The following is a 12,913-nucleotide window of genomic DNA, read 5'->3' as shown; positions in this document are numbered from 1 at the left end:
AGCAGCATGCCAACGCCTTCAGCACCCGCTGCTCACTAAGGCTGCACGGGAATGTGGCAACCTTGCTTCCGGAGGTCCGCAAGAGGGAAATCAAAGTGGTCTAGGCGACTTCTGGAACTCTCTGTTAGATTCCGATCGCCCTTCTTTTACCCTCAATTTCCGTTCGGAGATGCTGGTGCGCCATTAGAGCGCGTCGTTGATCCTTCTGCAGGAGCCTTCAGATCATGGCCGATCACCAACCCACGAGCCTCGGCGAGGTTTACGAGACGCACCATAGAACGGGCGACCGCATCGGAAACTCGTTCATGGAGGACGTTCGGGCCGGCCTGTTTCGGGACTGGATTGGGGAAGGCAAAGTGATTCTGGATCTGGGCGGACGCGACGGCACGCTGACCCGGCACTTCTCAGAAGGGAATCAGGTCGTAATCGGCGACATCGATACGTCGGCCATGGCTCTTGCTGCCCAGACATTGGGCGTCGATACGATTGAGGTGAATCTCAACGAACCGCTGCCGTTTGAAGATGCCTCGTTCGACGTCATCGTCCTGGCCGAAGTTCTTGAGCATCTCCCCTACCCGGCCATCACGTTCACGCAGATCGAACGACTCCTGAAGCCGAATGGAATTCTGGTCGGCAGCGTCCCGCTGGCCTATCACCTGAAAGACCGCTGGCAGGTTCTCCGCGGCCGCAAGCTCTGGGTGAACGGCGATCCGACTCACGTCCAGTTCTTCAAATACGATGAACTGCTCTCGTTCTTCGATCGCTATCTCGACGTCGAAAACGTCGTCTCTATCAAGGGAGGCCGCAAGGCGCACATGTTCCCGAAACTGTTCGCCCGCGACGTCGCCTTCTGCTGCCGTAAGGCGGCGTGAGGCTCGTTGAGCGCGGGACATCGACGTCAGTCTCGCAGATAACGCCCGGTTTCAGGGATGGCCCAGACGCGTGCGTCTGGGTGGCAACGCCACAAGAGGAAGGTAGCCACCGACGCGATCTACATTCGACAGGATGTGCTGCTGACGCGGTTCTGGCTGGCGTTCTCGGCTACTACGTGTTCTCGGTGAGGTGCATCGAGATGGCGTCGGCGAGTTTCTGCAGTTCCTGGGGCCAGGCGTCATTCTCCTGGTACGCGTCTTTCCAGGAGACGGCGAAGACGCCGATAATGTCTTCGCCAGCCATCACCGGGCAGGACAACGAACAGCGGGCCCCGAAGCGGCCCAGCCAGCCGGCGGATTTCTGCAGATCGCCCGTCAATTCCTCGGCTCGGGCCAGCGCGGGACGGTTGTGAACGACGGCGTTTACGATGCCGAGCTGGGTCTGATCGAGCGGAACACGCCGGGTCGCAACTGTGAACTCTTTCGCGACCGTTTCGTCGAAGCCCTCGGCTGCGGCAAAGACACACAGACGAAGTTCGGTCCCTTTCTTCCGCCAGAGTCCCACAGCCCAGGCGTTGGTTTCCTGAACGAGGCGGCCGGGAAGATCGTCGGAAACCGGTGCGGAGCCGGCGTGAATCAGCAGTTCTCCCAGTTGAGCGGGGAGCGGCAGGTCGGACTGAGCCATCGAAATCTCCTCAAACGATGCGTGTCAAAATCAGCAGCAGGAACCGCCCGGACTGCAGCAATCCGTCGTCTGCAGTGGAAACGTCTGTAGTTCGGTGGAAGCAGCTGTTTCCGAAGAAACCGGGGTGATCTGCTGCCCGCAGGGAGTTTGACCGTACTGCCGCAGCGTCGAGGAACTTACACGGCTGCGTTCGCCCCGACGAAGTCGGTTTCCCTGGTCATCCACAACTTCGAGCCAGGGCCCGTTGTAGAAAACTTCTTCGGAACGATCTCCAGCATTCCCCGGAAGAGGCTTGCTGGCCTGAATCGTCATGCTGCGGAATTCGATGTCCTTCACCGTGGTCCACGGCTGCGCCTGGCGTTCGAGAATCACACACGCCTGAAAGCCCGCCTGTTCGAAGGCGGCCATGAATTGATCGTCTCGGAACGCGCCGCTGATGCAGCCGCTCCAGAGAGTCGGGTCGTTCTGCAGTTCGAGAGGCACCTCTCGATCACAGGTGATATCGCTGATGACGGCCCGGCCGCCCGGCTTCAGGACGCGGAAGATCTCGGCGAAGAGCTGACGACGATGCTCATAACTCACGAGATTCAGCACGCAATTGGACACAACGACATCGACCGTATTGTCGGGAATGAGAGGTTCTGTGCGGCGAAGTTCATCGGCTGCCCCCTGAGCGCGGAGCCAGTCGGCACTGGAGTGGACCGGGTTCTCCTGCAGATATTTCTCGAAGAGATCCAGATCGAGCTGCAGATCTTCGATGCGTCCTTTGCGGAACGAGACGACATCGTAGCCGAGCCGCTTTGCCATTTCCGGCTGGTATTGTCGAGCCAGCCCGAGCATTTCGACATTGCAGTCGACACCGATCACCTGCCCGGCCGCGCCGACGATCTGGGCGGCGATGTAACAGATCTTCCCGCCGCCGGAGCCGAGATCGAGTACGGTTTCCCCCTCCCGGACGTGCCGGGACGGATCGCCGCAGCCGTAGTCCCGTTCGATGATCTCATTGGGGATGATTTTCAGATAGCGGGCGTCGTAGTCGACCGGACAGCAGAGAGCCGCTTCCCGTTCCTGAGCAGCTCCGGAATATCGGTCCCGCACGGCTGCCTCGACATTCAGCGTGGCGTTGGACTCGTTCTGGGGCGAATTCATCTTCATTCTCCGTCCTGGTTCGTTCGTTCAGCGTTCGATCGGCTGTACATCTCCGGTTCCATGCCGAATAATAACGTAACGACCCATTCGGGTCGAAGCGTGTTCTCACGCTTTGATTCTTCAAATCACTTTCACATCTGTTATTCTGCCGATCCGGGTCAAACAGAGACCCAGCGAAAGCAGGTCTTTAAGGCTTCAGCTTCCGTGGACATTCTCTGTTCCCCACCGAAACCAGCCATTGATCAGACATCCGCGTTTCGCAGGACTGGATCGAGTCTCCGATAAAATTGAAGGATACATCTATGGATTTGCGCATGTGCCCGTCCTGCAAGCAATCGGTGCTGGACGACGAGGCTCAGGTCTGTCCGTTCTGTGGTGCCGCAATGGATGGGTCATCCGGTCCGTCGAAAGCTCCCGCGAAACCCGCCGCCAAAAAGCAGGAAAAGAAAGAGCCCGAGCCTGCGACCGCTCCAGCAGCAGCAACGACCTCGGCCGACGAAGATCCCTTCGCCGTCAAACCGAAGAAGGCCTCCAAGGCAATTCGTCTGCAGCGGAAACCGACCGCGAAGATTAATCATCGCGTCATCTGCCCGATGTGTGACACCAACGGTTTCGGAACGCCGGCTGTGGCCGGGAAAGAAGTCCGCTGCCCGAATCCGGACTGCCTGATGCCGGTCTTTGTCGCCCCGGAAATCAAGAAGGAAGCGCCCCCCCCGCCGCCGAAGCCGATCGTCACTCCGGTCCGCGTGTTCGCGCTCGCGGCTGTGCTCGTGATGGGAGGCATCGCGGGTTACTTCTACTCCCAGCTTCCTCCCGCTGAGCCGCCGGCTCCCGAAGACGATCCGCTGATCGTCACGCCGAACGTGAATCAGAATGTCAGTCCAGTGGCGACAACCACACCGGACGTCCCCGACACGCCCCCCGCTCCCGAACCCGTGGATGTCGCTGCTCTGGAGAAAACAATTCTCGAAGCGAGTATCGATGCCGCTTTGCAGCGGAACGACAACCGCAGCAAGCCGTTTTGTCGGCAGCTCAATGCGGAAGCTTTCGCCGCGGCCGGCGACATCGCCGGAGCGTTGAAGGAACTCGATGCACTCGATCGGCTGGAAGCGAATCTGAACTTCCTCAAGATTACGCCGCTGGCTCGCATTGGCTGGCTGCATTTGGAGAACGACAACAAGACCGGCGCGATGAAGATGGCCGATCAGGCGATCGAATACTCCGCTCAACTCCCGAAGGCAGGGGCGGAAGCCGTTCGGCATGCCGTTGCACTCGGAACGCTGTTGATTGCGCTCGAGCGTCATGAAGAGGCACGATCGTTGATGGAAACGCGGGAAGACGTTCAGGACGTCACGCAATCCGCGGCTCGCGTCGCCATGGTAATCGAAGATGGCACGTTCGCCCTCTCCGACAGCTACGACTGGCTGCCACGGATCCGATGGACATCTCCACTGACCCTGGCAACGGTCTACTCAGCCACCTTCCGCGGGTACGACGTCGAGGCGACCGCGTTCGTCAATGCGATTCTCGATGCGGAACGAAAGAGCGAAGCTCTGGCGGGCCTGGCCACAGGTCTGGCTCACCGGGCGACTCAAAAAGGAGAAGCCTTCAGTGTCGACAGCATTCCAGAGATCGCCGGCCTGACCGAGCAGGACCGGAATCGAGCACTGGCTCAGGCTCTGCAGTCGCTGCCAGAAGGTCCGGCGGCATCGGCACTCGGGGAAGGGATTTCGACACGGATCGCCGACTGGAGCGCCCCGGCCCCGTACGCCATTCCCGCCTTCCGCGAAATTTACGATGGCAATTTTGCCTTTGGAACTCCGGAGAGTCGGGCGGCTGCCCACACTCACCTTCTGCTCGCCCGCTACCTCGCTTCAACCGGAAAGAAAGCCGAGGCCTGGCAGCAGGTCGAGTCCGCCCTGGCCTACACGGCAACCCTCGGAGCCACTCGAGTGGAGGCTGACGAACTGGTGAAAGACGTGGAGCGAAACCGAAGTTCGATACAGTCGCGACTCGCGACCGAGCTCAACCTCACGGAGCTGATTCGACAACGTTCCGCCTTCAACCGGTATCGCAACAATGCGGGCACCATCTCGGACCGCGCTCAGCAGCGATACGAACTTGAAGCTCTCGTGTACGAGGTGGCAATTGAATGGGGACTGGCCGAGCAGTACTTCCAGGCGCTGCAGAGCGGATCGTCCCAGAGTTCGAACATGCCTCACCTCACCGAGCAATCGCTGGCCGATGATCTGACGCACGCCTTGAAGGAGGCCGGGAACCAGGAAGCCGTGACCGCGATGCAGCAGAAGCACCCGGCCGCGTCCAAGATTTCTCCGGCGTTGAAAAACCAAATTGAAATCGAGCGACTGCTGGCTGCTGGAAACGTTGCCGGCGTGCGGGAGCTGATGCGGCAGGTTCCCGAGGAGAACCGCGAGCCTTTGATTGAATTGCGCTACGCCTGCGAACTGGCCCGGGACGAATCGCCGAACGTCGTGCTGGAGTGGAACGGTAACATCTCCTCTCTGACTGAGCAGGAGCTCGCCTATCGGTTCTCCGCCATCCTGATTACCCGGCGGGGCGATGTCGAGGAGTTCTGGAAGGAGAGTCTCCGCATGAATCTCTCTGCAACCGAGATGTGCTCCCGCAATCTCGGTCTGATCGAGGGTCTGAATTCCACCGACGCCTACGACGTGACCCCGGCCGTGGTGCCTGCGCCCAAACCCAAAGCGACTCCGTGATCCCCCGCGGGCGTCGATCTCGAGCGGAACGACTCCCGCGCAACGGAAACGGTTTTCGAGCCAGAATTTGACTTGTTCAGCCAATTTTTGATCCGACAATGGAATGAAACCGACGTGACCGCCCGTCGCCGAACCGTGCTTTCGGGACGACTCACAGCCGGGACTGGGCGACGGAGAGTGTCAAATCCTCTCTTTTCCCCATTCTTCGGATTCAATACACTTACCGGCAATTCACGACCATCCCGGCCTGAAGGGTCCAGACTGCGTCTCGACTTCGCCAGATTTCGGGAGCTCTGCCAATGGACTGCGAACGCGAGACAACTATGCAATACGTGATGAAGACCATCGTGAAATGGACCTCAGACTGCCGCCCGGGACTGCTGGCAGGATTGTTGGCGGGACTGGTATTGTCAGTCGCCCCGACAGGTGATCTTTCCGCTCAGGAGAAAGAAAACCGCATCAGCTACGTCATCAGCAATGCAGACGGACTGCTCGCCGATGTCGAATATATGGTCAAGGATCTGGCCGGTCGGACCAAGACCTGGAACGAGCTGATCAAAGAAAACATCGACCTGTTCCTGGACGGTGTGAACCGCGAAGAGCCCGTTCGCATCGACATGATGTTCGACGAGAAGAATGGCGAATTCTATCGCCCGTTCTTTCCGGTGTCCGACCTGCGTGACTTCCGCAACAACGTCGATGCCTTCGGCATTACGAACAAGCCGAGGTCGAGAGTGCTCTATACGTGCACCAATGCATTCGACGGCTTCATGCTGATCCATGAGGACTACGGAATCTTCATTCCCAAAGACAAGCTGTCTCTCATCGACCCCGATGCTCCGGAGATCGTCGACCCGATTCAGCCGCTGCTCGATGCGAAATACGATGCCGGCGTTCTGATCGATCACGATGCCGCCGGAATGGAACAGCGTCGCAGCAGTCTCGCCGAAGTCCGCAACCAGGTGCTGGCTGGCATCAAGAAGAAGTCGACCGAGTCGCCGGAAGAGTTCGAGTATCGCAAGCTGCTCGCTCTAAATCGCATTCTCGAATTCGAGACCCTCTACGTTGAAATTGAACGTCTGGAAGCCGGCTGGATTACCGATCCCGCCAAAGGTTCCGGCGTTGGCACACTCAATATTTCAGGAATCGAAGGGACTGTTCTGGCAGAGACCTTCTCGAAGATTCCCGAGCTCAAGAGCCGCTTTCATGTCGTGCCTCCCGTAAAGGACTTCGTCGCTTCAGGCGACATGCTCTACCCGATCGATGCTCCTCACCAGGACCGATTCACTTCGACGATCAAGGCTTATCAGCCGATCGCCGATCAGAAGATCGATCGTAAAGACGACCTGAACGCTGATCAGAAGAAGGCCGCCAAAGAAGCCGTCGACAAGACGGTCAAGATTCTCGAAAAGGGAATCACGATGGGTGTCTTCGATGGTTTCATCGAAATGCGGAAGGCGGAACCGGGCAAGAGCGAATCGCTGCACGAAGCGGTCATCGGCCTGCGGGCGACTTCGGGTCGTGAGATCGACGAAGTCGTGAAACTGCTGCCGAAGATTCGGGACTCGTTCAAGGCGAAAGTCGACTCCGAAACCGTCGGCGATTTCCATATCCACGAAATCGTTCTCGAGTCAAACGTCCCTCCGATGATTGACTCCCTGTTCGGCACGCCGTGTCATATCTTCCTCGCCACGAGTGAAAACATGGTCCTCTTCAGTCTCGGGGAAAAGTCGCTGCCTTGGCTCAAAGAGACGTTGGAACTGGTCAACAACTCCACCGAAGAGAAGACCCCCGAGCTGTTTCTCGAGTTCAAGGGTCACGTTGGGCCGTTCGCCAAGGCCCTCAGTGCCCGCAAGCCGAATCAGGATCTCGTTAAGTTCCGCGATGCGGTCATCGAAGCGTTCTCAGAAAAGTTCACCGACGACTACATCGAAATGACCGACGAGTATGTCGACGGTACGATCAAAGGCACCCTCAACGCCGAACCCGGTCTGCTTCGCCTGCTGGGAATCATGGTCGCGAATTTCGCCGAAGAGAATCTGTAATCGTCGAGCGTGTCTCTCAAACACCAGCCGGCTGCTTTCATCATGCAGACCGGCTTTTTCTTTGCGCGGACATCAGGCCGGGGTTCCGGACCGTGCTGGACATCAGCGGATGGGCATGAAATAATCAGCACTTGTGCATATTGATTCCCACCTGAGATTAAGGCACCTTCTGATGAGATTGATTTTCACCATCTCTCGCACGCTGACCTTGCGATCGATCTATTCGATCGCGGCGGCCGTGCTCCTGATTCTATCCAGCTCCAGCGTTCGAGCAGCCGATGAACCGATCGAAGCCGACGTCATCATCTACGGCGGAACTTCGGCCGGGGTCGCCGCAGCCGTCCAGCTCGATCGCATGGGCAAATCGTCGGTCATTATTGAACCGTCCCAGCACTTGGGCGGGCTTTCCGCCGGGGGACTCGGATGGACTGATTCCGGCAACAAGTCGGTCATCGGCGGCGTCTCGCTCGAGTTCTACCAGCGAGTCAAAGACGAGTACGACAAGGAAGAAACCTGGAAGTGGCAGGACTCGGAAGACTACTCCCGCTACTCGCCAGATGCCGAAGCGATCTGGGTCTTCGAACCGCACATCGCCGAGCGCGTCTTCAACAACTGGGTCAAGGAAACGAAGACGCCTGTCTATCTGGGCGAACGTCTCGATCTGAAGGACGGCGTCACCGTCGAGAATGGCCGCATCACTGAGATCCGCATGGAGTCAGGCCAGGCCTACCGGGGAAAGATCTTCATCGACGCCACTTATGAAGGCGACCTGATGGCCAAGGCGGGCGTGTCTTACACGGTTGGCCGTGAAGGCAACGATGTCTACGGCGAGACGCTCAACGGCGTTCAGAAGGCTCGGACCGTCAGCCATCAGTTTGAACACCAGATCAGCCCGTATCGTATCCCCGGCAATCCCGCCAGCGGATTGCTCCCCGGCGTGCACGGCAACGATCCCGGCGAAGATGGCACCGGCGATCATCGGGTCCAGGCTTACTGCTTCCGCATGTGCCTGTCCAATCACCCCGACAACCGCGTCCCGTTTCCCAAGCCGGACCAGTACGACCCGGAACGCTACGAACTGCTGGCTCGCATTCTCGACGCGGGATGGAACCGGGTGTTTCAGAAGTTCGATGTCATTCCGAACCGGAAAACGGACACCAACAATCACGGCCCCTTCTCCACCGATAACATCGGGATGAACTACGACTATCCCGACGGTGACTACGAGACCCGCGAACAGATTATTGAAGAGCATCGCAATTACCAGCAGGGCCTGATGTGGTTCCTGGCCAATGATCCGCGCATTCCGACGGACATCCAGACGCGAATCCGTGAATGGGGCCTGGCTGCGGACGAGTTTCAGGACAACGGCAACTGGCCGCATCAGATCTATGTTCGCGAAGCCCGCCGCATGGTGTCCGACTTCGTGATGACCGAGTGGCATCTTCGTGCCAAGAAGCCAACTCCGGAATCGATCGGCATGGGGTCCTACAACATGGACTCGCATAACGTTCAACGCTACGTCACCGAAGAAGGCTACGCTCGCAACGAAGGCGACATCCAGATCAACCCTGGTGGACCTTATCCGGTCAGCTATCGGGCCATCGTCCCGCCGAAGAAGGAATGCGAAAACCTGCTGGTGCCGGTTTGCCTGTCATCGTCGCACATCGCCTACGGTTCCATTCGCATGGAGCCTGTCTTCATGATTCTGGCTCAGTCGGCTGCCACCGCCGCCAGCCAGTCGATCGACAATAACATCGCCGTTCAGGATGTGAAGTACGAAGATCTGCAGAAGAAGCTGCTGGAAGATGGACAGGTCCTGGAGTACTCCGGTCCCCGCCGACAGGCCCGCACGGGCATCGATCCGAAATCGCTCGAGGGCATCGTGATCGACAATACCGAAGCCAAGGTCAGTGGACTCTGGCAGCACAGCACGTCCGCGCCCGTCTTCGTGGGCGTCGACTATCTGCACAACGAAGAATTCGGCAGCCCCGACAAATCGGTAACCTTTGAATTCCTCGTCACCGAGGAAGGCGAGTACGACGTGCGACTCGGCTACCCGCCCAATCCGAACCGGGCCAGCAATGTCACCGTCGAGATTGAGAGCAAAACTGGCACATCGAGCACGAATGTGAACCAGAAGAAAACGCCTGCAATCTCGAATGCGTTCGTTTCTCTGGGAGCTTATGAGTTTTCTCCGCAGTCGCCGGGGCGCGTCATTATTCAGACTGAAAACGCCAACGGCTACGTGATCGCCGATGCGGTCTGGATTGTTCGTGTCGATGCGGACTCCAATCAGTAACGTGTCGTCATCGGTCACACTCTCCGTCGACTCGCTTCAGAAGTCGGCGGAGTCGTGGGCCTGTCCCCTCACCCATCTGATTTCGACATTCGTCGATCGGTTTTCTGAATCAAAAATTGGTCGGACTCCCGCAGAATCTTCCGACTCTTTTCTTCATATTTCACTCATTCATTTTCATGAGAGTCTTTCCGAAAACCCGTTGTCACACCGAGTCGAATCGCGAAGACGACTATAAAGACGGTTTCGGAGAGCCTCTTACTCTTCTCATGAACTCAGTTGAGGTAAGCAATGGGTGGCTCAGGCAACAGGGACAAGACCCGCGCCGAAGGCAACACCGAGCCGGCTGGTAAACCGTCCTCCTCGCAGCAGGCGAGTACGAGGAAGCAGAAGGTCCAGAAGCTCGGTGATTTCGAACTGGTTCGCAAGCTCGGCCAGGGCGGCATGGGAGCCGTCTACCTGGCCCATCAGGTGAGCCTGGACCGGAAGTGTGCCCTGAAGGTGATGTCGTCCCAGTTGTCCCAGAAGAAGGATTTTGTCGAGCGGTTCATTCGCGAAGCTCGCGTCGGAGCGAAGATCGAGCATCCCAACGTCGTCCGCTGTTACGCGGTTGGCGAGCACAAAGGCATCTACTTCGCCGCGCTCGAATTCATCGACGGCCCCAGCATGCAGGACTGGATCAAAAAGCTGGGAACGCTCGAAGTGGGCGATGCCGTCCACATCACGATCGTCTGTGCCCAGGCACTCGGCCATGCCCACAAAATGAACCTGATCCATCGGGATATCAAACCGGACAACATCCTTGTTACGAAGACGGGAATGGTGAAAGTGGCCGACCTCGGTCTGGCCAAAGCCGTTGACGACGATCAGTCGATGACTCAATCCGGGACCGGCATGGGCACACCGCTTTACATGCCTCCCGAACAGGCCCGGAACGCCAAGTATGTCGACCAGCGAAGCGATATCTACGCACTGGGCTGCACTCTTTATCGATACCTGACGGGCGTCCCTCCCTTCAAAGCCGACTCCACCATGGAGCTGATTCTCGCCAAGGAGAACTCCAAATACACGCCGGCTGCCAGGATCAATAAAGCCGTTCCGGAGAAGCTGGATCTGATCATCGATAAGATGATGGCCAAAGACCCGAAACATCGGTATCAGACCTGCGACGAACTTCTGGCCGAGCTGATCCCGCTCGGTCTTGAGAACCCATCGCTCAGTTTCATCGATTCCAACGAAAAATACGTCCTGGGAGCAGCCGCTTCAGGCGTTTCCTCGGCCGTGATTACACCGCCTCAACCGAGGAACGTTCAGCCTGAGGTCAAGGCCCCCAGATCCTCCCGCGAGGAAGCCGTCGAGCAGAAACGGGCAGAGGCGAGTTCGAAACGCGACGTCTGGCTGGTCCGTTACAAAGACCGGACCGGCAAATTGCAGGTCCAGAAGATGGCCGCCGATCAGATTCATCGCGGGCTGGCGACTCAACTCCTCGACGAAACGGCTCAGCTGTCCCGGGCGAAGAACGTTCCTTTCGCCCCGATTGGTTCTGTCAAGGAGTTTCGCGATCAGGTGGGCGAACTTCTGCTCAAGAAGAAGGACCGCAGCAAGAAACAGGAAATCAAATCGATCTACGAGAAGATCGATCGACAGCACAAGCGGCGGAAATGGTGGCGGGTGCTCGAAAATATCAAGGAAGGGACATTCGGCTGGATCAGTCTGGTGGTCTGGCTGGCCCTCGTCGGCGGCATCGGCTATGGACTCTACCTCGGCGTGCCGATGGCCTGGCAGTTGATTGCGGACAACTTCGGACTGACGCAGTAGCCCCTGCCCGGCAAACCGATTCCAGCGGGCTCACAGGAACGGGAAATGGACGTCATTGTACTCGCCGGCGGGTCTTCGGCCGAAAGAGAAATCAGCCTGAAAAGCGGAGCGGCCGCTTCCGCGGCGCTGCGTTCCCGCGGACACACCGTGACGGTCTGGGATCCAGCCGAGGTCGATCTGACCAACACCGCCATCGCGCCGCATCAGCTCGTGTTCATCGCGCTGCACGGCACGTTTGGCGAAGACGGTCAACTGCAGCGACTGCTCGAACAGCGGAAAATCCGCTACACCGGCAGCAACGCCTTCGCGTCCGAGCTGGCCTTTCAGAAAGTGCGAACCAAAAGACTCCTGAAAGAGCACGGACTACCGACTCCCGAATGGATTGTGCATGCCCCGGATCAGAGTGCACTTCACGAGACGGAGACAGCTCTCACCTGGCCGGTGGTCGTCAAGCCGAATGCCCAGGGGTCGAGCGTGGGGATCTCCATCGTCTATCACCCCGATGAATTCGCGGCGGGGGTCGAAGAGGCGCTCTGCTACGATTCGGTTGTCCTTATCGAAAACTACATCGCCGGAACCGAATGGACGGTTTCCGTGTTCGAGGATGTCGCGCTCCCGCCCATTCGAATTCAGCCGGGAGAACGATTCTACGACTACGAAGCGAAGTATCATTCCCCCGCCACCACGTATGAAGTCGTAACGACAGAGGACGAAGTCTCCAGTAGCCTGAAAACGGCTGCTCTGCAGGCCTGCCGATTGATTGGCACTGCGGGACTGGCTCGGGTCGATCTGATGCTTGACGAGACGGGGCAGCCGTGGATTCTTGAAGTCAACACCCTGCCCGGCCTCACGGAACGAAGCCTGGCGCCGAAAGCAGCCGCGGCGATCGGCTGGAGTTACGAGGATCTTTGCGAGCGGATTTGCGACTGTGCAATCGGCGGCGAGCCGCAGACCGATCCGACTACGTGATGAGTTCGGTATCTTCAGTCGAGCCAACAATGCCCATCAGTCGGCTGTAAGAGGCTCGTGTTTTCGCCGTGATATGGAAGTCGCGGTAAGGCCTGCCGACCGGAGCCAGTTCGTCGTGGAACTCGGTGATTCCATTTCGGAGCAGCTTCACTTTAAGCCGCTTGGTCGCCGGAATTCCCTTCGCTCGCACAACGCATTCCACGTGAAGTTGATCAGGTCGCAGATGGATGTGACGATTGGCTGACATGACGGGGTCCTTCGGTTGCGCGCTGACAGAAGTTCTCCCTCGATTATCCCGTATCGAGTCGCCGATCGACAAGCTCAATCTGCCTCACGCC

The 12,913-nt window shown here is 58.3% G+C and carries 9 protein-coding genes; 6 read left to right on the top strand and 3 right to left on the bottom strand.

Translation table 11 applies throughout. The annotated features are described in order from the left end of the window. Positions 1–224: 224 nt before the first annotated feature. Positions 225–872: a class I SAM-dependent methyltransferase gene (locus tag L1A08_RS00825; protein ID WP_238753145.1), complete on the top strand. Its 648-nt coding sequence runs from the start codon at positions 225–227 to the stop codon at positions 870–872. A 172-nt stretch (positions 873–1,044) separates the two neighbouring features. Here the strand turns inward: L1A08_RS00825 and L1A08_RS00820 are convergent, their stop codons facing one another. Then, positions 1,045–1,557, bottom strand: a complete 513-nt coding sequence (locus L1A08_RS00820) for a GAF domain-containing protein (protein ID WP_238753143.1) — start codon at positions 1,555–1,557, stop codon at positions 1,045–1,047. A 30-nt stretch (positions 1,558–1,587) separates the two neighbouring features. Beyond that, positions 1,588–2,706: a methyltransferase domain-containing protein gene (locus L1A08_RS00815; RefSeq protein WP_238753141.1), complete on the bottom strand. Its 1,119-nt coding sequence runs from the start codon at positions 2,704–2,706 to the stop codon at positions 1,588–1,590. Between the two features lie 302 nt (positions 2,707–3,008). On the opposite strand from L1A08_RS00815, the gene L1A08_RS00810 reads away from it, so the two are divergent. The 5 genes from L1A08_RS00810 to L1A08_RS00790 all read left to right on the top strand — a co-directional run bounded on the left by L1A08_RS00810 (position 3,009) and on the right by L1A08_RS00790 (position 12,575). Continuing rightward, a complete protein-coding gene (locus tag L1A08_RS00810; RefSeq protein WP_238753138.1) occupies positions 3,009–5,444 on the top strand; it encodes a zinc ribbon domain-containing protein in 2,436 nt (811 codons plus the stop codon). 299 nt (positions 5,445–5,743) lie between these two features. Then, a complete protein-coding gene (locus L1A08_RS00805; RefSeq protein ID WP_238753136.1) occupies positions 5,744–7,489 on the top strand; it encodes a hypothetical protein in 1,746 nt (581 codons plus the stop codon). Positions 7,490–7,661: 172 nt separating this feature from the next. After that, entirely contained in the window at positions 7,662–9,791 is a 2,130-nt protein-coding gene (locus L1A08_RS00800; protein WP_238753134.1) for an FAD-dependent oxidoreductase, read from the top strand. 288 nt (positions 9,792–10,079) lie between these two features. Beyond that, complete coding sequence (locus L1A08_RS00795; RefSeq protein WP_238753132.1) at positions 10,080–11,606, top strand: serine/threonine-protein kinase; 1,527 nt, start codon at positions 10,080–10,082, stop codon at positions 11,604–11,606. Between the two features lie 45 nt (positions 11,607–11,651). Continuing rightward, the gene (locus tag L1A08_RS00790) at positions 11,652–12,575 is read left to right on the top strand and encodes a D-alanine--D-alanine ligase family protein (protein WP_238753130.1); all 924 of its coding nucleotides are present in this window, start codon (positions 11,652–11,654) and stop codon (positions 12,573–12,575) included. On the opposite strand, the gene L1A08_RS00785 is transcribed toward L1A08_RS00790, so the two are convergent. Next, positions 12,568–12,822: a hypothetical protein gene (locus L1A08_RS00785; protein WP_238753128.1), complete on the bottom strand. Its 255-nt coding sequence runs from the start codon at positions 12,820–12,822 to the stop codon at positions 12,568–12,570. The two genes, L1A08_RS00790 and L1A08_RS00785, sit on opposite strands and share 8 nt — an antisense overlap. Positions 12,823–12,913: the final 91 nt, after the last annotated feature.

The organism is Rubinisphaera margarita, assembly GCF_022267515.1.
Taxonomy (GTDB): Bacteria; Planctomycetota; Planctomycetia; order Planctomycetales; family Planctomycetaceae; genus Rubinisphaera; species Rubinisphaera margarita.
Note: the sequence above shows the minus strand (reverse complement) of the source record. Positions and strands in the feature narration are given on the sequence as shown.